Here is a 23,399-nt window from a genome sequence, read left to right as displayed (position 1 = left end):
CCCAGCGAGCTACCGCGAAGAGCGGCGCGCTGTTCCCGGCAAGCCGCACCACCCTCCAGATACGTGGCTACTGCTGACGGAACCGATTCCGTACGGCGGTGACCTCTTCCGGAGACGATCCGTCGGTCGTCCACGGGAGTCCGAGAAATGGCGACCTCAGTCGTCACTCAGTTTGTCACTCGCTATGGCCGGCAGCCTCTCAGCGGGTCTACGGCTACCCTCACGCCATGCAAGCCCTCATGGTTGCTCTGCTACCGATGACGCTGTGGCAACCTGGCAACCTGGCAACGTTTACGCCGGAGGGCGACTGCACTTCTGCGTAGGTTGGAGTGATGAGCGGACCGTCGAGTGGCAGGGGCGTCAGACTCTGGCTGGGAAGCCCGGCGGCGCTGCACGGATCAAACAGCGCTACTTCCAGCCCAAGCAAGGTGACTAGGGCAGCGGCCCACGCTCGGGTCTGCTGCACCGGTAGGTGACAGTTTCAGTCACGCGGCCTGGCTGGCTGGTCGGGTCATGATGATCTCGTATTCGATCGGGGTCAACCGGGACAGGGATCGCTGGCGTGCAGCGCGACGAACCGGGCGGTGCGGCCGTCCTCGGCTGTGGGATTGCTCCTCTCCAACCCGCAGCGAGGGGTTGGAAAGGAGGACTGGCCCGGAACCGCAGACGGTACGCGCCGTCCCCTTTTTGCCAGAGCTTCCCCATAGGGGCGCTGGTCAGCAGCGCGTGCAGGGGGAGTCTTTTCTGACGCCCCAGCTGAAGATGGTATTGCCCTGTCCGCCTCCAACGGCCGTGACCGTGACGGTGTAGCTGCCTATGGTGCTGAGTGTGCCGCTGATCAGGCCGGTCGAGGGGTTGATGACCAGCCCAGGAGGCAAACCGGTCGCCGACCAGGTGTACGACCCACTCCCGCCGGTGGCCTGCATCTGCAGCGCCACGGTGTCCAGCTTGAGCATGCTCTGGGTGCCCGGGTTGGTGACCGTCACCGCGCCGCTGGGCGGGGGTATGGGAATATCCGGTGGCGGGCACGTCAGCGATACCGGCTGAGACCCTGCCGTTCTGGTGATGAACTCCGGAGTCCCCGAAAGGAATTGGACGGTGGCGGTCGCTCGACCCGAGTAGTAGCCCGACTCGCAGAGCGTGCCCGGGTTGGTGACGCCAAGACCGAACAGGGTTACGTTGGTGTTCTGCCAAACCTCTGTACGGCCGTTCACTGTTTGGCCAGGGCCGCCGACCAGCCCGTGGTAGAGCAATTCCACGGTGAGGTCGACGCGACGCACTGGACCGTCGCACTGGACACTTGCGGTGTAGTTGACGGTCTTGGAGTCAGTCTTGCCCGGTGGGCTGTCCGGCGTGATCCACCCACAGTAGTGACCGTCGGAAACCGCGGCGGACACCGGTGCGGCGAAACCCAGGGATGCGATGGACATGGCAGCCGCCGCCATGGTCAGCAGTAGGCGGGATCTGTTGCGACGCAAGAGTTCCACATGCATCAATGTATGGTCGCACGGAGGCGTCGGAGTCGGCAATGGCCGAGCCTTCGGGTCTCCCTTGGCCCGGACCGGGAGGGCGACCGGGGCCTGCACGATCGGGTCGCGGACCGCCTGCGCCATTATCTGCTGGCGCCGACTCCAACGCTCAAAGAGTTAGGAGTTCTTATGGGTTGTAGTCGGGCTCGTACCTGAATTGCGTTGCCTGAAGCGCATCGTCGTGAGGCATCCAAGGGTCGTCGAGCCAGAGGTCGCCGCCGTGAACAGTCCAGGTCCCGTCAGCGCGCAGGGTCAGCTCAAGGATATGAACGACGGCCAGGACCATGCGGATCCCGTCTTCACGGGCGGCACGTACCTCACCGGCCGTGACGAAGACGGGGCTTGGCCCACCGAGGGTGCCTTTGACCTCCACCCGGAGCTTTGGAGCATGCGCCGGGCCGACCTCGTAGTCGTACGGGTGGTATGCCGATGTGTTCCGGATGCTGCGGCGGCTGTGTCCCTGGTTGATGAGCCACTGGTGGACCAAGGTCATGGCAGCAAGCTCGACTTTGCGGCGTAGCAGTGGATCGTCGAGGCGGCCTTGCCCACTGGCGCCGTTGCCGCGGACGCCAAGCGTGTCGGTCACACCCCAGCCGTTCCTGCCGATGCGGTGCTCAGGCGAGCGCGGCTGCATGATCCGCCGGACGGGTCGGTAGGTCCAGCCGAGGAGCCACCCGGAGTCAGGCGCGTTGGTGGTGTATCCCGTGCTCAGGAAGGCGGTCTTGGAGATGCCGAACTCTTGGATGAGTCGCGCGGCATGCTCGTGGTCGTCGTAGCGGTCCTTGACTACAGCGAGGACCTCGACCTCCCATGTCAGCATCCCGGCGCTGGGGCCGCCACCGCTGACGAGAACTACCCGGGTGCCAATGTCGAGTTGCTGGAAGGGCAGTAGACGCCGCTGCCACATGTTCCATTCGACTTCCCGTTCGCTTACGTCCGGTTCGCCGCCGACGTTCCATGGCTGATGCTTAAGCAGGATCGCCATCGAGTCACTGCCTCGCCCGCGTCCACAGCGCTACGTCCAAAACCCGCAGCGCCGGATCGTCGGCGGGCAGGTCATCTAGAAGGCCACGTATCTGCTCGTCGCGCATCAGCTGCTGATAAATCTGCCAGTCCCGTCGGTAGCAGTACGGCCTCGGCATGCCCAAGTACTGGCGGACCAGCCCGTCACGCACCGGTAGCAGCCAGGGACGCTTGCGGGCGGCCAACTTCGCCGGCGCTACCCACGGGTCCGACCGTACGGCCCGCAAGTCCACGAACAGCCGCCGCAGCGTCTCGTAAAACCTGCCCGCCACGTCAAGCACGCCATCGTCGGCATCCTCCAGGCGGACGTCCGCTGACACCGCCCGCAGGTCCGCGACAAGCTGTTCATCAGCCAGGACGCGCCGCGCAGCGCTGGCCCCGATGTCGGCGTTGAGCAGCGTCACGGCGAACAGGTCAGCAGCCGTCACCTCGGTCGGCACATTCGGGCCGATTGCCAGGAAGGAGCCGCCGGCAAAGTTGCCATCCGGGTCGTAATAGGCAGCGACACGCGATGCGGCGTCACCGGTCAGAGCATCCAGCGTCGCCGCACGGGCTCGGGCGAACTCGTCCACGCCGGCACGTTAGCGGATCCGTGCCGTTCAAAGCATTCGTTCATACGCCCGCTTCCCTGCCGCCATTCGGTTGGCCGGAAGCTCAGCGAAGCAACGCCTTCGGATCCGCCGAAGAGGTCACCACAGAGGATGCGCTGGTCGCAGCTACCGACGCGAGAATGCCCGCTACACCAGGTCGCGAGCGACCTGCGCGCCGAGCCACAGCGCCGCGGCGGCATGAGGAACGGTGTTGAGCGGAGTGAGCCGCTGCCCGCCGGTGAGCGCGAACTGATCGTCAAGTTCAACGCGAATCGAGTCCAGCCTCTTGCCGTCGATATCGTCGCGGTCTTCCTCAAACTCCCAGTTCAGGTTGAATCCGTGCCGGCGACACTTGAGCTCCGCTCCGCTCACCAGCTCATCGAACCAGCCGGGCTGACGAACCAGCACGAGCACGTACACCTCAGGGCGGAGGGTGAGCAGCGGCACCGAGATGCCGGTATATCTGATCTCGACCGCCGGTCGTTCCCCCAGAGGCCCGGGTTGAGTGGCGTTGAGCAGGTGCCGCTGGATCGGCCAGATGCCGCCGAGTGCATCGCGAAGGTCCCGGCTGTCGTAGGCCAAGTCGTCGTACCCGAACAGCTCCTCCGCGAACTCGCGAAGAAAGGCTCGTTTCACCGAGTACTCCGAGCGCTCACTGCCGTACCGGGAGCTGGTCGGCGCGAGGATTCCGGACGGAAAGACATGCTGGAAGCCCGGATGCGTCTTGACGTCCCCGGATCTCCGGCTCAACAGCGCGCTGTACCCCTGCTTCTCCTTCACAATCATTACTGCCGCCACCGACAAGGCGGCCGCTCGGTGGGCGCCGTTGAAGAGCTCGCTTCCGCCAGCCTGTTCTCGCAGCCAGGCACGTCGCGGGAAGTCGCTCAACGACCACACGGCATCCGGCCGGCGACTTACGACGTTGATGAACTCGCGTTCGAGCATTTCCGAGGTGGCCACCGATTGGAAGTAGGTGCCGTAGCGAGCATGAATGCGGACTCTGCCGGGCCCGTGGCGCTCGATCTTGTCGAGCGCGAACGTCTCCGCGTTGAACCGCCGAACTTCGTCGCGCCGCCAGTAGGTGCGTCGGAACTCCGCCCTGCCGCGGCGGTCGAAACCGCGACCTTCCGCGTCGTACCGACGCCTGTCAGGCCGGAAGTGATCGGTGATGTTGCCAATCGCCGAGTCGAGGTCGCCTCTGAGCTCGGGTGCCGCGATCTCAGCCCAGATCGGGAAGGTGACGCCGCCCAGCGTCACCAACGGGGTTTCCGGGTACAGCCTCCGCAGTGTTCCTTCCCAGCCGGCTGAGTGGAAGACCTTCCTCACGCGGCTGTCTGATATCGAGTGCCGCTTGCTTTCCAATTCGGCCAGCGTCCGCAGCGGCCACGGGCCAGGCTGGTGAGGCGCCGTACGCACATGGAGCTCTTGATGTGGCACTTCACAAGTACAACCATCGGACCGGCGCCCTGCGGAGTTTTCAGCGATCGTCATTGGAACTGCGGCCGACCCACCGCGGCGAGAACGAGCCTCCACCATCGCCACCACCAAAAGCAGCAACAGGAAGACGCCCAGCACCACGAGCAGCCACCGCTCACCGGGCACATCGACGCGGTTGGTGACCAGATTGCCGACCAGCCCGAGCATCGCGGACGCAACTACGGCAACCACTGCCGGAGCCGCTCCGCGCGTGCGTCTGTCTCGCCGATCCATCCCAACCCCTGCAACCGCGGCGCCGGAAGTGGCGCCAAGTGCCAGGGCCATCCGCACCGTCTCGAAAAGCACGGGCTGGCCATCTACCGCAGCGCCTGCCAGAGACTCTAGGGACTCGAGTTCCGGCTGACCTCCGCCGGCCGGACAGCGTCACGTCGGCCAGAAAACCCGGTTACCTGACCCTTCGGGCTCGCCGAAGAGGTCACCAGACTGAAGGGCCTGGTCACGGCGCTGCCCTTGGGATCGGCCTCTCAGATGACGGAACCCAACGGACTCCAGCAAGCTCACCCGCAACGCTTCACATCGATCTAGAGCACACCCACAGGTGTGGCGTTAGGCGACCCGAGACGCCGGCCAGCACCAGCCATCCCGGAACAACCAGCCTGACCACTTCGACATCTACTGGGAGGTCACGCCGCACCGCTCGACCAATTCACCGCAGGTCAAAGACCTCGCCTCCGTCCAACGTCGGTGAGTACTTCGGGCGCCGCGACCACTTCGTCAACCTGCACCCAATCTGCTCCCAGTTGCAAGGCCATGCCAATCAACGGCTCCTTACCGCCTTGACCTGCGCACACATCCCTACCAGGCGGCATAGAGCGTCGTCGACTGCTGCGCAGAACCGCAGAGCACTCCGCGGAAACAGGACGCCGCACCCATTGTGACCTGGGCAAACGTGGAACCGCAGGCAGGGGTGGGTGCAGTTGAGCGATGTTCGACTGCGTTGGGCGCAGCTCAACGCCGTTCAGGGCACCCTGTTGCTCCCACTCTGCTCCCGGTCCTGGGTCCCGCGTGGACCCGCGGCGGCGCTGACAGTCTGGGCACACGGCACCCAAAGGGTGTGTGCATTGGGCAAACGTCGTTTGGCCGCCAGCCGGAATGATGGCAAGCCCTTTCCCGATCTGCTTCACAGTGAAGTTCCCCCTGCGGACCGGACACCCTGAGCCCAGACAGCGGTCTGGGGAAGGATGGCCTGGTGCCACGTCCATCGAAGTACCCCGAGCAGTTCCGTAGGGACGCTGTTGATCTGGTCCGCTCGTCGGGCCGGTCGTTGCGTGAGGTCGGTCAGGAACTCGGCGTTAACCACGAGACGCTGCGGAACTGGGTCAACGCCGCGAAGACCGCCGAGTCCGCCGGCAAGGTCCGCGGGGGTGCCGCCAATCCGGTTGACGCCGATGAGCGTGAGGAGCTGCGTCGGTTGCGTAAGCAGGTCGCCGAGTTGCAGGTCGAGAAGGAGATCCTGCGCAAGGCGGCCGCCTATTTTGCCAAGGAGATGGGTCGATGACCCTCCGCTACCGGTTCATCTCCGAACACCGCACCGACTACGGCGTGCAGCGGCTGTGCCGCGTCCTGGCGGTACGACGTCCCGGCTTCTACGAGTGGCTCGCCGCCGGATCGGCCCGCGAGCAGCGCGCCGAGGCCGAGGACCAGCTCGCCGCCGAGATCGCCGCGATCCATGGCGGGCACCGGGGTGCCTACGGCTCTCCGCGGGTGGCCGTCGAGCTGCGCCGACGCGGCCAGCGGGTCAACCGCAAACGGGTCGAGCGGATCATGCGGGAACGCGGCATCGTCGGGATCACCCGCCGCCGACGCCGCAGCCTGACCAAGCAAGACCAGACGGCCGCGCCGGCGCCGGACCTGATCGGACGGGACTTCACCGCCGACGCGCCCGGACAACGCCTCGTCGGTGAAATCACCTACCTACCCACCGCCGAGGGCTGGCTCTACCTGGCCACCACCATCGACCTGCACACCCGCGAAGTCATCGGCCACGCCATGGCCGCCCACATGCGCGCCGAGCTCGTCGCCGACGCCGTCACCCTCGCCCACCGACGCGGCCTGGTCGACCCGAAAGCGATCCTCCACTCTGACCGCGGATCCCAGTACACCTCCACCGAGTTCCGCACCACCCTGACCAGTCTGAACATGCGGCCGTCGATGGGACGGGTCGGCTCTTGCTACGACAACGCCGTCGCCGAGTCGTTCTTCGCGACCCTCAAAGCCGAGATCGGCACCCGCGTGTGGGCCACCCGAGAGCAGGCCCGCCGAGACGTCTTCGCCTACCTCACCTACTACAACCACAAACGTCTACACTCGACACTCAACCACCACACACCCCACGAAATCCGCGCCTGCTACCGTCAGACCCACGCACTCGCGGCATGAAACCCCGGTGACCGGTCCCAGGGTGGAACTTCACAGCCCGGTCCTTCTGGAGCGCCCAAATCCGCTGCCCCATGTCAGCGCAGCGGGATACAGCCACTGGCACCACAGCAGGCCGGGCTTGATGGGACCATCGATCGGTGGACGACGAGCAGGCCGACGTTTTGGCCCGTTGAGGGAACACGGCGGTAGCCCACCTGGTGGGCCGCGCGTTTCAGGGGATACACATCCAAGGCGACAGGCGGTCATTTGGCCCGTAGTCGCCGTCTCGCAGGTTGCCGCATCTCGTGACCGGCTTCCGGGCTGAGGGCGCACTCAACTCGACATGAGCGGGCGCCGCTCGGCTGACGACCGGGACACTCATGGCTGACGTCTTCGGGTGGCCGCGTCTGGTTAGCGCACGAGGGGATGGCAAGCCGCGCGTGATGCAACGACGGATCCTGCACATCGAACCCGACGGCACCATCAGCCATGTCGACTACGACGACGCACAGCCGGTGCTACTGACCCGCTCGTTTCTGGCTGACCCGCAGCGCTACCTGCCCCACCTGTCTCAGGACGACAGCTGACTTGGACGGCCCCAACGGAGTACGCGTCAGCGTGGCGGCGAGGCCTCCTCCAGTGGACGTCCATGGGCTCGGGTCGTGTCAGAGACGGCAACGCCGAGCAGGACCGCGACTGCTGCTGCAGCGACCCCGAGGGGCGGTAGGCCGACCATGATCGGTGCCATGGCCGCGAGGACGAGGATCCCGATCGGCCGCGGCCAGGACACTCGGGCGAAGGCCACGTACTCGAATACTGAGCGCCCGGCGAGGTAGAGCGCAGGCCCTCCGAGGATGGCTCCGACCCAGGCGGGTTTGGCGTCTCCGGATGGATCTATGAGGACGAGTTCGGAGCCGGCTGAGCTGGCGAGGATGCCGGACACCATGAGCAGGTGTGCGAACTCGGCCAAGCGACCGAGCCGGCCGGGGTCGGCGGATGCCGCGATGGCCTCGCCCAGGATTTGGCCGGCACGATAGAAGTAGATCCGCCACAGCAACACCGTGGTGAGGAACGACAAGGTAAGGGCCATCGTTCGTTCAGCCACGATCGGACCGCGGAGAAGACTCGACCCGGAGGTCAGGATCGTCTCACCAAGCGCGACAATGACAAGCTGCCAGTAGCGTTCGGCCAAGTGCTCGCCCGCGACGGCCCACGGGGACACCCGCGAGCGACCCAGCCCCGGTACCGGCCAGCCGAGTCTGGCCCCCAGGTAGTCGATTGCCAGGGCCACCGTCCACAGAGAGTTGCGCGTCACCTCGGGAGCGAAGGCTCCGGCGAGCCACGGTACGGCCGACGCGCCGAACCAGATGAGCGCCAACATGTTGACGCGGCGCAAATTATGACCGCGCACGATGCCTACGAAGAAGAGGGTGCGCCCCACCTGGATCGCGACATAGGTGCTCGCGAAGAGCAGGCCAGTCTCGGCGAGAGCCCCCGAAATCGCGACCGCCAGGAGCAGGCTCCCATACATCGTCGCAACGACAACGAACTGGATCGGCGGCTGGAACGGATCGAATCTGCTGGTCACCCATGCCGTCTGGGTCCAGATCCACCAGAGGGCCAAAAGCAGCAGCAGAGTCTCGCCGTTCTCCGCAAGGGAAGTGGTCAACCGCTCCGCGACGTGACCCCTGGTGTAGTCCAACACCAACTCGTGCACAATCCGGGTGAGCGCGAAGACGTAGACGAGATCGAAGAACAGTTCCAGGAAGGTCGGCCGCTGCGGACTCTCACGCCTGCGCAGCAGATTGGCCACTCTATTCCTCGTCACCCGGCCCGCTCGCTTCGTCGGTTAGTCGCTGAAGCAGTCGTACCACGTTGCCGCGGCGCCCACGGATAAGACGCACCCGCGATGACTAAATAGCCTGACGGCCGACGAGGGCTGCCACTGCGCCCAGTACCGTCCTCTCCCGAAAGGCCGACGGCTGGCTGACCGACGTGCTACGCGGCTTCCGGGCAGGGTCCACAGGCGGCGGGCAACGACTACAGGGCGCGGCAGCACCGGCCGGCCAGGCGGCCGACCTCGCCACGCCACACGCGAGGCCGCAACGGCGGAAGCCGGCGCCGGCGCTGACCGCACAGCAGCGGGCCGCCACTCGAGCGCTCGTCATGTTGATGATCCACGCTCGGCTTGTGCATCACTATCCGAACCTGGCGGCCGGCGTACCGATCCTCGGCATCTGCCGTATCGCGGCCGACGCGGGTAGCGCCATCCTTGCGGCGGGCGCGCGCCGTGGATTGGCGCGCCAGACGGCGTTCGCGGAGCTTGAACAACGGTGGCGTCATGTACCGCCCGAGGTGCCGCCTGAGGCGATCCGCTTCGGCCCGGTCATGCTGCGTCACGCGCGGTACGACGAGCCCCACGACGACGACGTCCCTCGCCACGGCTGTGCCGTCCTCCTCGCCGCAGTGCCAGGCGCAGACCCCGCAGGACCGTGGACTCTCGCCAGTGAGGAGATCACCCGACCGTCGCGGTTCCGGATAACCAGCAGCGCGTTCGACCACGGTCAGCACATCCACCACGACGGCGGGCTTCTCAGCGTCGGCGACGCGCTCGTCGTCCGCTGAACCGCGAACAACTACGTGAACCCGCGCGCCACTATCGGGCTGCGCATGGTCCAGGCGGAACCCACGTATCGCATCGGCGCTGCTCCCGACGGGCGTGACGCCGTTGGCGATAGTACGTTCGGCCTGAGCGGGCGCCGCCCGATCGACGACCGGGAACACCACGGCTGGCACCTTCGGGTGTCCCGAAGAGGTATTCAGCCTGAAGGGCCTGCTCAGGGCGCTCCACGTGGGATCGGTGTCTCGAATGACGGAACTGCGGCGGACTCCAGCAAGCTCACCCGCAACACTCCGCGTCGATCTGCAACCCGCCTTCAGACGTGGCCCTAGGCGAACCGAGACGCCGACCTGTGCCAGCCATCCCGGGAGCAGCAACGCCTGACCACTTCGACCTTTACTGGGAGGTCAAGCCGCACCGCTCGACCGCATCACCGCAGGTCAAAGCTCTCGTCTCTGTCCGGCGTCGGTGAGCACTTCGGGCGCGGAGACCTCTTCGCCAACCTGCACCCAATCTGCTCCCAGTTGCAAGGTCAGGCCAACCAACGGCTCCTTACCGCCTTGACCTGCGCACACCCCCCTGCCAGGTGACATAGAGCGTTGTCGACTACATTGCAGAACCGCGGAGCACTCTGCGGGAAACAGGACGCCGCACCAACTCTGACTTGCGGCAACGTAGAGCCGCAGGCAGGGGTGGGTGCAGTTGAGCGCCGTTCGACGCCGTTGGACGCAGTTCAAGGCTGTTCGGGGCACCCTGCTGCTCCCAACCTGCTCCCCCAACCGGGCTCGCACCGGGCCGCCGTCGGCCGATCGAGTGCTTCGTCGGCACCAGCGCTGGCTCCCGGCAGCCGCATCGGTCGATCGTGGCGCACACTCACGATCGCCGCGCCTTGTCAACGGCAGATGCGCCCATCGATCGGGGTGGAGACCCCCTGGATACACTGCAAGGCCATGCGCTCCGCCGAGATTCTCGACCAGCTCGACACCGCGGCCGCAGATTTCATGTTTCCTGACCTGGGCCACGGCTACTACTACGCGGTCGATGCCCGACTTCACGCCTACCGCGAGGGGCAACGGTGAGCGCTCATCGTTGAGGCATTGGGATACTCCCCCAGGGCCGGCAACCTCATCGACGTCCTTCACCTCTTCGGTAACTGTCTGACCGAGGGCGAACCCGGTTACGGCAACGAGGACTTCCTCAGTCGGATCGACAACTGGGACGAAATCGAGGACGTTGACCAGCCTGAGATTTATCACGGGACATCGATTGTGGTGCGAGGCCGGCGGATCACGGTAGCCGCCGAGCGGGGCGAGGACCTGGTCGACGTGCTTCGCCGGCTCGTCCCGGACCACCGGGAGCTGCTCTTGGCCGAGGAAGTCGAGCTGCGGCGGCGCATCCCGGAGATCATGCGGCTGGATCAGTGGCACCACCCAGACCTTCTCCAAGACACACTTCCCAGTCAGTCAATGACCTTCCGCCAGCTCGCCGGCGTGCTGACGACAGGAGACGTGGGACGATACGCGCCAGACATGCCGCCCAACACGCACTGGTCCAACTGGCCAGAGTCCGGGAACTTGTAGCCCGGGCCGATCACCGCACCGACAGCGGCAGAAGAGGGCGCCGACGGGGCATCGAACTCATCAGATCGACCGTTCTCCGACACTGCCTGAGGGGATGCGCGAGTCGGTAGGGGGACTCGCAGCCACCGTCGGAGCGACACCAGAAGTTGGCATGATGGGCTGGTGACCGAGCCGGTGTTTCGATACCACCCTGATCCCTTTGCCACCGGCTCGGCGGTGCTGATTGAGCACGAATGCAGCGTCTGCGGTCAACTTCGGCAAAATCGCTACCGCGGACCGATCTACGGCAGACAACCCGAGAGTCTTTGCCTGCACTGTATCCACTCCGGTGCGGCTTCCCGGGAACTCGGCGTCGTTGCGGCCGCCACGGATGGCAGCGACATCCTGGAGATGCCTGCCGAGTTCAGCGACGCGGTTGACGTGCCTGATGACGTGCCGCATCACGTCATCGAAGAGATCACTCGCCGGACCCCGGGCTTCACCGGTTGGCAGCAAGAGTCATGGCTCTACCACTGCGGCGATGGCGCGGCTTTCCTCGGCCCGGCCGGCTACCGCGATGTCGAACCTCATCCGGACGCCCTGAACATGCTTCGCGCGAGCCACCGGCAACTCGGCTGGCCACCCGAGGAGACCGAAGAGTTCCTGCACCGGCTCGACCGCGACGGTGAGCCCACCGCTTATCTGTTCAAATGCCTGCACTGCGAGGCTCACCTCGCGTCCTGGGACATCGGTTAACTGCGCCTCAACGCCGAGACGCCGACGCACTCTTCGGCAGATCCGGTCGCCAGCCACAGCGTTCATCGCCGAGGACGCCACCCTGGCGGAGGTCAACCCGCAGGTTCACCCCACGCAACCGCACTTGACACGCAGATCGCCGGGGATTTGGATCCGAATCCCGCTGCAGCTCGGTTGTCCGACCGTCCCCAATGTCGCCCACGACGAGCATGAGCTGCAGCGGCAGTTCCTTGTCGTAGTGGCGGACCTCGACGATGATGCCGCGGTCGCCAACCTGCCAGACGTCGACCTCACAGAACCAGCCGGACAGGTAGTCGAAGAGCAAGCTGCCCGGCTCATCACGCCGCGGATTGCCGAAGACGTACGGCATGAGATCTCTTGGCCGCGGCGCGCCATACAAGATGGTGATGGCCTGCGCGAGGCGATCACGGTCCGCCTTGAACTCGGCGCAACGAGGTTCGTAGATCTCTTCGCGAGTCTGGCAGTCCTCGAAGTCCTCGCTCACCCGCAGGTCGACGTGGTGCACGTCAGCGCCGCCCGGGAACGGCCTCACGAGGAGGTCGTCGAGCACCGCAAGCCATTGATCCACGGCATCGACCTTACGCCGTGACGCTCCTTGGATGACCATCGCGAGTTGGAGCGCGCGGCGCCGGCAGCTAGCCCGCTTCCGCTGGCAGAGCCGCTACGAATGGTGGTCGGCACCGGACAGCCCAGGCACCGCACCCAGCGGCAGATCCGGATACCTGCGAGGTGCGATGTTTCAAGACCGACGGCGGTTGGTTGCGGTGTCTGGGTGTCTCAGGCTAAGCCACCAGGAGCATCAGGCAACGCGAACCAGCGGCCCTCAACCACCTCGCGTAGGTGGCCCTCGCGGGCAAGGTGGATACACGCCTCGACGATGTCCTCATGGTTGTAGCCGTCATCGGCGGCTTCGTCGAGGAACCAACGAATGCGCCATGCGTCGAATGCTTCGACCTCGCGCCCGAGGACGGGATCGGTGACCAGGTCGACGTCGACTTCCCTGCCGTCGGAGTTGACCATGCGGCACCCCGCGCCGTGGACGGTGTACTCGATCCCGCTGCGGGTGAGGCCTTCCCGGGGCAGTTGCCGGCGCGAGCGAACCGCTGTCAGAAGATCCGCGATGTCCGCGACGGGCAGCAAGTCGGCAAGGAGCCGACCACGTATATCTCGCAAATCAGCGGCGAACCGCCGAACGGCAGCAGTCGATGAAGCATCCTGCGGCATGCGTCCAGTATGAGCATCCTGCCCACAGGTGTCAGCATCCCCCTGATCACCCGGCAGCCGCTCATCGACCGGACGGCTTCGCAGCCGCGGTCGGGTTACTCAGCGCGCCGCCGGTCGCTGGCAAAGGTGCGAGTGTCGTCGTTCATATCTCGAAGAGCGTCTCGCGCTGCGCCGGGTCGAGGAGATTCCGTAGCCCGATGATGTTCCGGCGCCATTGCTCTCCTTTCGAGACGTCGTTCCACTCGACGGCCTGCCAGGGAGACGCTGCGAGCACGTTGTCGAGGGCGTCGATCGCTAACTGCTTCAGCGAGCTCGGGAACTGCGGCATAGGCGTGAATGGGCCGTAGATGGGGCAGGTCGCCGCACCCCCAGGGCATTGCGCAGCGATGAGGGCGGCTGCGGCCACGGCCCTCGGGACATGAGACCCGTCGATGTCGTCGTTAGTCGTGACCACGCGGTCGAGCACGCGGTCGACCATCCCGGTGCGTGCGCCCGCCGTTGCGGCGTCCAGGTCGCCGGCGAAGTCTGCAGCGTCATCGTTGTCGAAAGGGACCACGTCCCAGAAGCCCACAACAGCCACCTCCAACAGACACCTTCGCGATCTTCGGCCACTCGGTGCTGGTCGTCAACGCACGGCGTTCGGCGTACCCCTACGGCATCCGAGTCACCTCGCCGCTACGCTGAGTAGCGCAGTGATCGCGGGCGATGAGTATTCAGCGTGGCAAACTCTGCGTGTGGCGGCTGGACAGCCTTACCTCGGGTGGGCGGATGGGCTCGGGCATGTACTCGACCTGATACTCGACGCCGAGTTCGGCTTGGAGCCGAGCGACAAGTTGCTCACCCTGCCGGACGAACACCTCGGCGAACTTGGACGTCCTGCCTGCTTCCGGGTCCGTGACTGCTGCAGACTCTTTGCGCCAAACTGCCTTAGAACCAGGTCCACGGTCGTATAAGTCGCCACAGGCGCCCACGCCAGCGTGCACGCCGAGGATGCAAGAAGATCTCTATGTCTTCCAGCGCGTTGCCGGCAGTCCCCCTGACGTGAGGCCTGGCGCGTACGTGACGGAGTGCGGGGACTACCCGATCTTCGTCGAGTTGACCGTAAACCCTCGCGAGGTGCCCGAGGCAAGTGGCTGCAAGCGCCTGTACCTGGTGGTCAGGGTGATCGAGCAGGGTTAGGTAGAGCTCCTGCGACACCCTCCAGTCGCCGTCGCCGTACAACGCGCATCCGACCATGGCATCCGTGGCCCCGACGATGTCGTTGCGGTCGAGCGCCCTCCTCACATCGGCGGGCGTTGCCGACGGAGGGTTGTGAAAGGTGCGGTGCTCGTGGCCAGCATCTTTGATCATCGCGGCCACCGCGAACATCCGCTTGTTGACAGATGCGGGCGGTCTCGTGGTAGCAGCGTCATCTCCTGGCGGCCGGCTGAACGATGTCCGGGCCGCCGGTGTGCGGCGTCGGGAGGTAGCCGGGGTAGGGCTGCGGCAGTGCCGCCACGCAGGCCGCGGAGCATGCGTTTACCAGCAACGGCAACACGTCGGTGGCAACCAGGCCAGAGACCCAGACTTGGCGAAGCTCACCGTCAACTGGCCCATCGCAGACGCTGCAGGTTCGCACCGCGTCGCAGCCCCACACGTCTGGGTCGAGCGCGGTGAAGTCCGCCTCTACCACCCGGGTCACTGCCCGCAGGCGCGGAAACGGCGGACGGAACTTGAAGTTGCCATAGAGGACGCGCGTGCTCACCGTGCTGTCGGCTAGCTTCGTGCATCTGGTCAGCTCATACGGGTACCAATGCAGCCGGTGGGAGGTGTACGGATCGAAGACCTCAAGGTTGGTCATTGACCCAATCTCGGGCGGGATGCGAACCAGATTCGTGCCGTAGAGCACCAGATGTTTGACGGCGGTCAGCTTCGCGATCGTCGCCGGTAGCGTGACGATCTGCCGCCGCTCAGGCGCAGTCAGCTCCACGAACGGCTTGAACACCGTCCGCTCATCCGCTGCGGCCTCGTCGATCAGCGCCAGCATGTGCCGCCAACCCGCCGCCTCGGTGTCCTGACGGTCTGCGTGGAAGACGACGTTGTTCGGCCGGGTCGCGACCGAGTGGCCGACGCAGCGGCAGTGGTCGCGGGCCGGACCGCCTTCATTGGGTCCGACCGCATCCGCAAAGCGATTGGGAAACAGATGCGGCGTGACTTCGTTCGCGTCCACGCCGAGGACCCTACCGGCACCCATCGGCCGCTTGCGCGCTGTCATCGGCTACTACAGAAAGCGCGACGCGCTCGTGGCTGGGAAGCTCATGCAGTCGGGTGCGAACCACCAGGTCGAGCAGCCTGCCAGTACCGAGCTGGCGCCCGCAGTGACACGGTCATGATCTGCGCAGCCTGATCCGCTGGGAGATGAAGAAGTAGCCGCTACCTGCAACCGCCGTGCACGAAGGGCTGCACAACCCAGTAACGAGCGGCGGCCGCCGGCACCGAGCCGACGGCGAGAACCCACTCATCGCCGAGTGTGCCGATAACGAGGTCGCCGTTCTCGAACCGCAGCAGGAGACCGGCGCAGACCGCGTCGCCGTCCTGGCCGACGATCACCGCGCCGTCAGTGAGCCGGGCGCCGATGAACCCGGACAGCACGTCCGGGCGCTGTGCAGGGCCGACCCTGGTCTCTCCGTACTCGTCCATGTCGTAGGAACGGTACGGATTCTCCTTCGCAAGCAGGAGTTGGTCGCCGCGACCGTGCAGACCGACCGGCATCGCGTTTCCGAAGAACAGCCACGCGTGCAGCAGGCTCTCGGCGTCCGGTTCACGCCGTCCCTCACACCAGTAACGGGCCTCCGTCACGGCCTCGAGCCGCCGGCCCACCATGCTCTTCAGCCACGACGCGACCATCCCAGGATCGCTGAAGCCCACGTACGGCACCGGGTACTCGACGCGCAACGCCTGCCATACAGCGCGGGCAGTGGCCTCGTAGACGTCGCCCACACTGGTGTCGACCTCGGTGACGACAAGATTGGTGACGGCCACCCTCGCCGCCGCGGGGAGTCCACGCAGAGCCCACCGAGCGCCCAGCTCAGCTTCCCGCCGGTGTTCGTCGACCGCAACGGCGGTCACCTCTACGTCGAACCGGCTCGATGCTACGACCTCGACGGTGACCTGGACGAATCGCGAGGAGCGATCCGTCTGCCGCATGAGGCGGAAGGTCGTCACGGCTCCGATGGTTCCAGGCAGGTTCCGGCCTCGGCATGTCGGGGCCGATCAAACCGACACCCCGGCAGACGGTGAAACCCAAGAGAGGGGTTATTCGCGCGAGGTGGCTCACACCCCCGACTGCCACCTGACCAACCCGGCACCATCCGCTTCTCGCCATGAGCGGACGCGCTCCACCGCCTCTGCCGGGGCCAGCGCTGACGCCTTCGGAGCCGCCGAAGAGGTCTCCAGATTGAAGGGCCTGGTCACGGCGCTGCCCGTGGGATCGGCGTCTCAGATGACGGATCCGTGACGGACTCCAGCAGGCTCTCGCGCAATGCTTCACATCGATCTAGAGCAGACCTACAGGCGTGGCGTTCGGCGACCCGAGACACCGGCCGGCGCCAGCCATCCCGGAACAACACGCCTGACCACTTCGACCTCTACTGGGAGGTCACGCCGCACCGCTCGACCGCAAGAGCACAGGTCAACGCCCTCGTCTCTGTCCGGCGTCGGTGAGCACTTCGGGCGAGGCCACGTTATCGTTGTCGATACGGCGCGCGAACGGCACAAGTACCCTGTTCGGATACCGCCCGCGAAGACCACGATGACGCTCGCGCAGCCGATCACCATCCAGGATGAGCCACGGTTCGAGGTCAGTGAGTCCAAGCTCGATGACCCGGATGAACTCCTGGGCGTAGTTAAACCCAGGCGGAAGGTCATCGATTGGCCGCGTGGCGCACCACCCTTTTCCGGCGTCGAGGCGGGTTTCGGTAGTTCGAGGCGTGCGTGGCGTCGATAGCCGGGTGCGGCGTCGCGGCATTTGTGCCGTACCGGCATAAATCAACTTGATCAATGCTTGCCGCCCTTGGGCCGGACCGCCTCCTGCTTCGACGTGCCATCTGCGACGCCGCGCTGGCCGAGGTGAGCGCGTTCGGCCTCGTCCCGGGCGGCGTCCTGGTTCGGCGCAGCAGCTTGGAGGACGTCTTCCTTAATTCCACAGGCCGCGCCCTTATCGACGGACGCGCGGGAGGCGAGTCGTTTGTCCGGCACGGTCACGGGTACCCGCCGGTCCAGCCGACAGGACGATTGGGCAAAGGTAGGGCGTGACCATGGCGGAAGACGAACAGTACGAGCGCGGTCTTGAGGCGCTGCGGCAGGCCGACGGCGGCGCCGGGCAGAGACTCCTGGAAGCCCTCGCCGACGTCTCACCCGACCTCAGCCGTCGCTCCGTCGCCTGGTCCTACGGGGATCTCTACCTCCGGCCCCAGCTCGCGCGCCGGGACCGGGAGCTGCTCACCCTCGGCATCCTGACCGGCCTCGGTGACGCCGAGGCCCAGCTAGAGGTGCACGTCAACGGGGCACTCAACGCGGGCCTGACGCCGTCGGAGATAGTCGAGGCGCTGCTGCAGGCGGTGGTCTACTGCGGCGTGCCGCGGGCCGTCAACGCCACGCTCGTCGCCAAGAAGGTCTTCGCAGAGCGCAACTTACTACCCGTCCGCCCCACCCCGGCCGGATGACCCGGCCGTCGTCGCCCTGTCGGACACACCTGCCGTCACCTCCACCCTCCTGGTTCGACGTGCGACAAGGTGTTGCTTCGTGTGTCGATTTCCGTGTTTGGGCCTGCGGCGCTCTCCGCAGAGCCATGCGAGCGGCGAAGGGCATTCGTCTGATATCTCGCCATCGGGATCAGTCATTGAATGCCGGCAAGATCGGCTGAGCACTCATCGGCCATGAGCGGACACCGCCCGACTGGCAATCGGGCAACGTCAAGGCTGACACCTTCGGGCCCGCCGAAGAGGTCTTCACCCCGAAGCGCCTGGTCAGGGCGTTGCCCGTGGGATCGGAGTCTCAAATGACGGAACCGCGGCCGACCCCAGCAAGCCCTCCACAACGCTTCACATCGACCTACAGCACACCTACAGGCGTGGCGTTAGGCGGCCCGAGACGCCTGCCGGCGCCGGCCATCCCCGGCAGCAGGACGCCTGACCACTTCGACCTCTACCGGGAGGTCACGGCGCACTGCTCGACCGCATCACCGCAAGTCAGAGCCCTCGTCTATGCCCGGCGTCGGTGAGCACTTCGGACGCGATGACCACTTCGCCAACCTGCACCCAATCTGCTCCCAGTTGCAAGGCCAGGCCAACCAACAGCTCCTTACCTCCTTGACCTGCGCACACTCCCCTGCCAGGCGACATAGAGAACCGCCGATCGCAACCCAGAACCGCAGAGCACTCCGGTGTGAAACAGGACGCCGCACCGACTCTGACCTGCTGGAACGTGGAGCCGCAGGCAGGGCTGGGTGCAGTTGAGGAACGTTCGATGCCTTGGACGCAGTTCACGGCCGTTCGGGGCACCCCGCTGCTCCCGACCTGCTCCCCCTAGATCGGGCTCGCACCGGGCGGTGGGCTGTTGGGTGAGGATCTTCGCGTGTCGGTGTTCGAGATGTAGCGAGGTCGCACGACCTGACCGACGCAGTGTGGGCGGCGCTGGAGCCGCTGCCGCCTGTTAGGCGTAGGCCAGGTCGGCGTCCACAAGGACGAAATGACGGCTTCTTCACGGGATCCGGTGGCGGACACGGGTCGGTGCCGACACCGGAAGGGCCTATCCGAGGGTGAAGCGGAAGAAGCGAGGGCGGTAGATGCTCGGGTCACGGTAGTGGTCGCCGTCGGGCGAGACGCGGGTGTCCATGCTGTTGACGTTGTACGACGCGATGAACGTGTCGCCGGAGCTGAACGCCGCGTGCACGTGGGCGTTGTACGAGATGACGTTCGGGTTCCAGTAGCTGCCATATGGTCCGGGTTCGGGCATCCGGTAAACAGGGGTCTTCTGGGTGAACGGACCGTACGGTGAGCAGGACGTCCAGGCGTTGATCTGGCCGCTGAACGCCTGGGTACTGTCCTGGCTGAGCAGCAGGAACTGTCCGCCCCAGGGCGTGACGCTGTATTCGTTGGCGATCCCGGTCAGCAGGTTGCGGGAGTTCTGCTCGCGGAACGTCCAGCCCCACGGCGTGTGGTATTGCCAGGTGCCGGTGGCGAGGTCGCTGCCGTACACGCGTGCGATGCGCATCTGTTTGTTGATCGGGGAGTCGTCCACGCCGTAGACGTAGGTGTAGCCGTCGCCGCTGCGGCTGGCCGGCAGGAGCGCCGAGCCCCAGGCGACGCCGCTGGCCGAGGGTAGCTGTCGGACGCTGACCGGGGTTCGTAGGTTGGACAGGGCGAAGTTCGCCACCACGTTGCGGTTGAACCGCCAGTCCCAGGCGCCGGAGCCGAAGCGCTCGTATTCCTGGTACACCACCTGGAGTTGCCCGCCGGAGAGGTGACCATCACCGACCCAGTACCACTTACCTGGTCCGGAGGGCGGCATCAACGCTCGCGGAGCCCCGGCGGTGCCGCCCTGGTAGGTGGTCAGGGTCCCGCCGCTTTGCACCACGAATGTGTTGTTGACCAGTGGTGCGCTGACTGGTCGGGTGCCGTCGCCGTTGAGCGGTCCCATCCAGGTGTCGGAGAACAGCCAGACGATCCGACCGTCGGGCAGCTTCACCGAGTACGTGGAGTCACCGCCGGTCCAGCCGTCCCGCGTGCTGGCGGCGTACCGGTTGAATGTGCCCTCCGGTTCGACGGTGGTCTCCACGCTGCGCACCGACAGCGGCCGCAGGACGCACGAGCGGCCGGTGAGCGGCAGCGTGGTCTCCACGTAGGTGCTGAACGTCTTCGGGCTGCTGTCCGCGTCGGCGGAGTGGATGCCCAACTCGGTCCAGGTCGTCACCAGGGTGGCGACCATGGGGTAGGCGAAGTCCGGCACGGTGATCAGGCCACCGGCGTCGGGGTAGCGCATCGTCTTGATGCTCGGGTACTTCACCTGCGTGCCAGCGCTGCCAGCCGGCGACCAGATGACCACTGCTGAGCTGCGGTTGGCGTCCTTGCTCGTGTCGATCAACAGTGTCGAGCAGTACCCGCAGCCCGGGTCGCCGGAATTCTGGACGGCCCGGAAGTCGTGGTAGACGGCGCCGCCCTTGCGCAGAATGTCTTGGTACTCCACGTGCGTGCCAGCGGCGGTGGAGTGACTCTTGCGGGCCGGCCTCGCGCCGCCAAGAACGTCGCCGCTCGTCCCACTCAGGGCGGAGATGTTGTCACGCCACAATTTCGTGTCGATATCCGTGTAGCCGTAGCTGCGCCACGCGTCCACCGTCGGGGCGGGGGCGGCGTTCGCCTTGGCCAGCCGATAGTTGGCGATGTGGTAGCCCAGCAGCATGTCCTTGAAGTTCAGGCCATAGCCCTGCGCGGCGTGCCGGATCGCCTCGATCGGCAGATGATCGTGGTCCCGGATGCTTTCCCAGGTCCGCCGCACGAAGACCGGGTCGATCTGCTCAGTGAGATAGGTGGGCAGCAGGAACGCGCCGTACTGCGGGCCGCCTCCCAGGCCACCCCACGAGTTGAGCGCTGAGCCCGGCATGCTGAGCACGTCGTAGACGTTGCGCGCATATAGCTTTTCCTCGCCGGGGATGGGCAGGTACGGCTCCCGGACGTAGGTCTGGTGGGCGGCCCACTCCGCGGTGGCCTCCATCCACCAGTTCATCGAACCGAACTCCTTACCGCGCACCCAGCTGGCGAGGAAATCGAGACTGACGTCAGACTTGTCCCAGTACTGGTACTGCATGACGTGGAACAGCTCATGCCGGGGCAGGTAGTCCCAGTCGGTCTGCCCGTTCGGCACCAGGATGGTGGCCTGCTGATTGAGCCCGAACGGCAACACGAAAGGCGCGTCAATCTCCAACCCGACACCGCCGACGACAGGGATCTCGTCAACGCCGTAGACCAACACCCACGGCTTGCCGTCGCGCACCGGCAGCGGGTAACCCATCTCGCGATACTCGTCGACAGCGATCGCGAGCGAGTTCAGTAGGTGCTGGACGGCCTTGGCCCGGCCGTTGGAATGGTAGTCCGCCGGAATGCCCGGTCGGCCTGCTCCGGCGATGTTGAACAGGATGAGGAACTCGCCGGCGGATGCCCGGCAGCGGTAGGTGACACCGAGATAGTCGAACGGCTCGGCGGCGCAGTCGTCGTAGCCGGCCGCCGCAGGGGCGGCAGCCGGCGCGGCGACGTCCGGCGCGATCATCCTCGCCGCCTCGGGCTCAACGCTCGCCGCCAGCATCGAGAGGTAGGTCAGGTACCGCTGCGGGTCGCGGATGGCACCGGTCTGCCGTAGGTGGGCGGGTACTGCCCGGGGCGAGCGAAGCGCGGTGAGTCCGTACCGCACCGCGTCGTCCCGGGAGAGCTTGCCCCGGTGGTACGCCGAGAGGATCCGTTCGTCCGGTCCGAAGTCGGGCGGAGTGACTGCCTTGTGCGGCGCGATGCTGGGCGGGGCCTCCGCGAACGGCTTCGGCCTCGGAACCGGCGGGGTATTCAGGTCCGGCTCGGGGGTGTGCGGCGCTGGAGCGGTGCCAATGGCACGGCTGGCGGCTCGCGCGGTGTCTGGGTCGGGGGCCGCCTGCGCAGCGCCACTGGTAGACACTGCCCCGGCCAGAACTACCGTCGCTGTGACCAGAGCCAGAATCTTCCTCATCTACCGCCCCTAGCTGGAGATTGTTGGACGTATCGGGTCGCACGTGCAGATTCGCCGGCAGATCACGAGCCCGATCTCCGACGGCGTGTTCGGGATTGCCGGCTACATCGCGACGATGCTGATGCCGATCATGCGTGCGCCGGTCTCGGTACGCGGGCGGTGCGTGCTGCCCGGAGCAAACACCACGTAACTGCCCGGCCCCAGGCGGTGGCCACGATCGATGAACTCACCCGACACCACGTAGTAGCGCTCCTCGCCCTCGTGCACGTCCACCTCTGGCCACTCCGTTCCCGGAGCGAAGTCGTACATCCAGCCACGGGCCCGCTCGGTCGCCGGCAGGCGTCGCCGGACGATGCCGGGGACGACCTCGACGGGTTCTACCTCATCGACCTGCAGGATCTGCACATCATCGGATGCATTCGTCATGCAGTCATGATCGTCGTGTTCGCGCCGCACCGGCCAGTGTCTGCAATGACGTTGTCAGGTACATTCCTGCCATGATCATTCATCGGGTGGTCGCCCTGGTCCTGCCGCCGCAGTCCACCTTCGAACTCGCCTGTGTCGCTGAGGTGTTCGGGGTGCGGCGCCCCGGTCTACCGGTCAACTACCGGTTCGACGTGTGTGCCGAGCAACCGGGCATCGTGCCCACCATGGCCGGTTACGACATGGCGGTCACCAGTGGGTTGCACGCGCTCGAGACCGCGGACACTGTGGTGATTCCGGGTTGGCAACGCCGCGAGCAGCCCGCGCCGTCCGCCGTGATCGATGCGCTGCGGCGCGCCCACAGGCGCGGCGCCCGCATCGTCGCCATCTGCTCCGGCGCCTTTCTGCTCGCCCACACCGGGCTGCTCGATCAGCGCAGGGCGACCACTCACTGGCGAATGGCCGCCGAGTTCGCCGCCCGGTTTCAGGGCGTGCACGTCGAAGCCGACAGTCTGTACATCGACCTCGGCGACGTCGCGACAAGCGCAGGCACCGCGGCCGGCATCGACCTGTGCCTGCACCTGGTCCGCAATGACCACGGCGCCGCTCACGCCAACCAGATCGCCCGGCACATGGTCATGCCGCCGCACCGCGAGGGCGGGCAGCTGCAGTACGCCGCAGCATCCCTGACCGCGCACACTCCGGTGTCCTTGGCCCCCGTCCTCGATTGGGCCGCAGAGAGACTGCACGAGCCGCTCACCGTCAACGACCTCGCCGCACAGGCCAGAATGTCCCCGCGCACACTCGCCCGCAGATTCACCGCGCAACTGGGTATCAGCCCAGGACAGTGGCTGCTCCAGCACCGCATCACGGCCGCGCGAGCGCTGTTGGAGGAGACCGATCTGCCGGTCGAGACAATCGCGACCAGAGTCGGCCTGTCCACGGCCACCAACCTGCGCCGCCGTTTCCGCACCACGGTGAACACCACACCAACCGCCTACCGCCGCTCCTTCGGCCGCGGCGCGAGCACGTAGACCGCACGCCACGACTC

22 protein-coding genes and 1 pseudogene are annotated in these 23,399 nt (G+C 66.1%); 10 read left to right on the top strand and 13 right to left on the bottom strand.

The window, feature by feature from the left end; all coding sequences use genetic code 11:
• Window positions 1–716 precede the first annotated feature (716 nt).
• The 4 genes from ABZT18_RS24490 to ABZT18_RS24475 all read right to left on the bottom strand — a co-directional run bounded on the left by ABZT18_RS24490 (window position 717) and on the right by ABZT18_RS24475 (window position 4,786).
• Window positions 717–1,493, bottom strand: a complete 777-nt coding sequence (locus ABZT18_RS24490; RefSeq protein ID WP_354997576.1) for an Ig domain-containing protein — start codon at window positions 1,491–1,493, stop codon at window positions 717–719.
• Between the two features lie 163 nt (window positions 1,494–1,656).
• Window positions 1,657–2,514 carry a DUF3883 domain-containing protein gene (locus ABZT18_RS24485; protein ID WP_354997575.1) on the bottom strand — a complete coding sequence of 286 codons (858 nt, stop codon included), beginning with the start codon at window positions 2,512–2,514 and terminating at the stop codon, window positions 1,657–1,659.
• A 4-nt stretch (window positions 2,515–2,518) separates the two neighbouring features.
• A complete protein-coding gene (locus tag ABZT18_RS24480) occupies window positions 2,519–3,124 on the bottom strand; it encodes a DUF6308 family protein (RefSeq protein WP_354997574.1) in 606 nt (201 codons plus the stop codon).
• Window positions 3,125–3,289: 165 nt separating this feature from the next.
• Window positions 3,290–4,786 (bottom strand): hypothetical protein, encoded by a 1,497-nt coding sequence (locus tag ABZT18_RS24475; protein WP_354997573.1) that lies wholly within the window; start codon window positions 4,784–4,786, stop codon window positions 3,290–3,292.
• A 1,042-nt stretch (window positions 4,787–5,828) separates the two neighbouring features.
• Here ABZT18_RS24475 and ABZT18_RS24470 point away from each other — a divergent pair.
• The 3 genes from ABZT18_RS24470 to ABZT18_RS24460 all read left to right on the top strand — a co-directional run bounded on the left by ABZT18_RS24470 (window position 5,829) and on the right by ABZT18_RS24460 (window position 7,584).
• Window positions 5,829–6,137 (top strand): transposase, encoded by a 309-nt coding sequence (locus ABZT18_RS24470; RefSeq protein ID WP_354997572.1) that lies wholly within the window; start codon window positions 5,829–5,831, stop codon window positions 6,135–6,137.
• Window positions 6,134–7,018 (top strand): IS3 family transposase, encoded by an 885-nt coding sequence (locus ABZT18_RS24465; RefSeq protein ID WP_354997571.1) that lies wholly within the window; start codon window positions 6,134–6,136, stop codon window positions 7,016–7,018. Before ABZT18_RS24470 ends, ABZT18_RS24465 begins: the two co-directional genes overlap by 4 nt.
• Window positions 7,019–7,440: 422 nt before the next feature.
• Window positions 7,441–7,584: a hypothetical protein gene (locus ABZT18_RS24460; protein ID WP_354997570.1), complete on the top strand. Its 144-nt coding sequence runs from the start codon at window positions 7,441–7,443 to the stop codon at window positions 7,582–7,584.
• 26 nt (window positions 7,585–7,610) lie between these two features.
• On the opposite strand, the gene ABZT18_RS24455 is transcribed toward ABZT18_RS24460, so the two are convergent.
• On the bottom strand, window positions 7,611–8,810 hold the full coding sequence (locus ABZT18_RS24455) for a low temperature requirement protein A (RefSeq protein WP_272616620.1): 1,200 nt from the start codon (window positions 8,808–8,810) through the stop codon (window positions 7,611–7,613).
• A 377-nt stretch (window positions 8,811–9,187) separates the two neighbouring features.
• On the opposite strand from ABZT18_RS24455, the gene ABZT18_RS24450 reads away from it, so the two are divergent.
• The 4 genes from ABZT18_RS24450 (at window position 9,188) to ABZT18_RS24435 (ending at window position 11,932) form a co-directional block, all read left to right on the top strand.
• The gene (locus ABZT18_RS24450; protein WP_354997569.1) at window positions 9,188–9,622 is read left to right on the top strand and encodes a hypothetical protein; all 435 of its coding nucleotides are present in this window, start codon (window positions 9,188–9,190) and stop codon (window positions 9,620–9,622) included.
• Window positions 9,623–10,567: 945 nt separating this feature from the next.
• A complete protein-coding gene (locus tag ABZT18_RS24445; RefSeq protein ID WP_354997568.1) occupies window positions 10,568–10,696 on the top strand; it encodes a hypothetical protein in 129 nt (42 codons plus the stop codon).
• Between the two features lie 18 nt (window positions 10,697–10,714).
• Entirely contained in the window at window positions 10,715–11,197 is a 483-nt protein-coding gene (locus tag ABZT18_RS24440; protein WP_354997567.1) for a hypothetical protein, read from the top strand.
• Window positions 11,198–11,359: 162 nt separating this feature from the next.
• Window positions 11,360–11,932 (top strand): CbrC family protein, encoded by a 573-nt coding sequence (locus ABZT18_RS24435; protein WP_354997566.1) that lies wholly within the window; start codon window positions 11,360–11,362, stop codon window positions 11,930–11,932.
• Between the two features lie 7 nt (window positions 11,933–11,939).
• Here ABZT18_RS24435 and ABZT18_RS24430 read toward each other — a convergent pair whose 3' ends face one another.
• The 6 genes from ABZT18_RS24430 to ABZT18_RS24405 form a co-directional block, all read right to left on the bottom strand.
• A complete protein-coding gene (locus tag ABZT18_RS24430; protein ID WP_354997565.1) occupies window positions 11,940–12,521 on the bottom strand; it encodes a hypothetical protein in 582 nt (193 codons plus the stop codon).
• Window positions 12,522–12,730: 209 nt separating this feature from the next.
• Window positions 12,731–13,177: a hypothetical protein gene (locus tag ABZT18_RS24425; protein ID WP_354997564.1), complete on the bottom strand. Its 447-nt coding sequence runs from the start codon at window positions 13,175–13,177 to the stop codon at window positions 12,731–12,733.
• A 142-nt stretch (window positions 13,178–13,319) separates the two neighbouring features.
• On the bottom strand, window positions 13,320–13,757 hold the full coding sequence (locus tag ABZT18_RS24420; protein WP_354997580.1) for a DUF4259 domain-containing protein: 438 nt from the start codon (window positions 13,755–13,757) through the stop codon (window positions 13,320–13,322).
• Window positions 13,758–14,585: 828 nt separating this feature from the next.
• Entirely contained in the window at window positions 14,586–15,386 is an 801-nt protein-coding gene (locus ABZT18_RS24415; RefSeq protein WP_354997563.1) for a leucine-rich repeat domain-containing protein, read from the bottom strand.
• A gap of 203 nt (window positions 15,387–15,589) precedes the next feature.
• Complete coding sequence (locus ABZT18_RS24410; RefSeq protein WP_354997562.1) at window positions 15,590–16,381, bottom strand: hypothetical protein; 792 nt, start codon at window positions 16,379–16,381, stop codon at window positions 15,590–15,592.
• Window positions 16,382–16,847: 466 nt separating this feature from the next.
• Window positions 16,848–17,216, bottom strand: coding sequence for a hypothetical protein (locus ABZT18_RS24405; protein ID WP_354997561.1), 369 nt, complete (start codon window positions 17,214–17,216; stop codon window positions 16,848–16,850).
• Window positions 17,217–17,233: 17 nt separating this feature from the next.
• Here ABZT18_RS24405 and ABZT18_RS24400 point away from each other — a divergent pair.
• Both ABZT18_RS24400 and ABZT18_RS24395 read left to right on the top strand, forming a co-directional pair.
• Window positions 17,234–17,380 (top strand): annotated as a pseudogene (locus ABZT18_RS24400) (ABC transporter ATP-binding protein); the annotation flags it as partial.
• A gap of 92 nt (window positions 17,381–17,472) precedes the next feature.
• Entirely contained in the window at window positions 17,473–17,880 is a 408-nt protein-coding gene (locus ABZT18_RS24395; protein ID WP_354997560.1) for a carboxymuconolactone decarboxylase family protein, read from the top strand.
• A 1,084-nt stretch (window positions 17,881–18,964) separates the two neighbouring features.
• On the opposite strand, the gene ABZT18_RS24390 is transcribed toward ABZT18_RS24395, so the two are convergent.
• Entirely contained in the window at window positions 18,965–21,925 is a 2,961-nt protein-coding gene (locus ABZT18_RS24390; protein ID WP_354997559.1) for a hypothetical protein, read from the bottom strand.
• A gap of 102 nt (window positions 21,926–22,027) precedes the next feature.
• Window positions 22,028–22,351 (bottom strand): cupin domain-containing protein, encoded by a 324-nt coding sequence (locus ABZT18_RS24385; protein ID WP_354997558.1) that lies wholly within the window; start codon window positions 22,349–22,351, stop codon window positions 22,028–22,030.
• Between the two features lie 71 nt (window positions 22,352–22,422).
• Between ABZT18_RS24385 and ABZT18_RS24380 the strand changes: the two genes are divergently transcribed.
• Entirely contained in the window at window positions 22,423–23,382 is a 960-nt protein-coding gene (locus tag ABZT18_RS24380) for a helix-turn-helix domain-containing protein (RefSeq protein ID WP_354997557.1), read from the top strand.
• The last annotated feature ends 17 nt before the right edge of the window (window positions 23,383–23,399 follow it).

It is taken from the genome of Micromonospora sp. NPDC005291 (genome assembly GCF_040607415.1).
GTDB lineage: Bacteria > Actinomycetota > Actinomycetes > Mycobacteriales > Micromonosporaceae > Micromonospora.
Note: the sequence above shows the minus strand (reverse complement) of the source record. Positions and strands in the feature narration are given on the sequence as shown.

Excerpts from the sequence above, each read along its gene's own strand:
- ABZT18_RS24490 (WP_354997576.1), bottom strand. The coding sequence starts at position 1,493 with ATGCATGTGGAACTCTTGCGTCGCAACAGATCCCGCCTACTGCTGACC.
- ABZT18_RS24485 (WP_354997575.1), bottom strand. The coding sequence starts at position 2,514 with ATGGCGATCCTGCTTAAGCATCAGCCATGGAACGTCGGCGGCGAACCG.
- ABZT18_RS24475 (WP_354997573.1), bottom strand. The coding sequence starts at position 4,786 with ATGCTCGGGCTGGTCGGCAATCTGGTCACCAACCGCGTCGATGTGCCC.
- ABZT18_RS24465 (WP_354997571.1), top strand. The coding sequence starts at position 6,134 with ATGACCCTCCGCTACCGGTTCATCTCCGAACACCGCACCGACTACGGC.
- ABZT18_RS24460 (WP_354997570.1), top strand. The coding sequence starts at position 7,441 with ATGCAACGACGGATCCTGCACATCGAACCCGACGGCACCATCAGCCAT.
- ABZT18_RS24445 (WP_354997568.1), top strand. The coding sequence starts at position 10,568 with ATGCGCTCCGCCGAGATTCTCGACCAGCTCGACACCGCGGCCGCAGAT.
- ABZT18_RS24425 (WP_354997564.1), bottom strand. The coding sequence starts at position 13,177 with ATGCCGCAGGATGCTTCATCGACTGCTGCCGTTCGGCGGTTCGCCGCT.
- ABZT18_RS24395 (WP_354997560.1), top strand. The coding sequence starts at position 17,473 with ATGGCGGAAGACGAACAGTACGAGCGCGGTCTTGAGGCGCTGCGGCAG.
- ABZT18_RS24390 (WP_354997559.1), bottom strand. The coding sequence starts at position 21,925 with ATGAGGAAGATTCTGGCTCTGGTCACAGCGACGGTAGTTCTGGCCGGG.
- ABZT18_RS24385 (WP_354997558.1), bottom strand. The coding sequence starts at position 22,351 with ATGACGAATGCATCCGATGATGTGCAGATCCTGCAGGTCGATGAGGTA.
- ABZT18_RS24380 (WP_354997557.1), top strand. The coding sequence starts at position 22,423 with ATGATCATTCATCGGGTGGTCGCCCTGGTCCTGCCGCCGCAGTCCACC.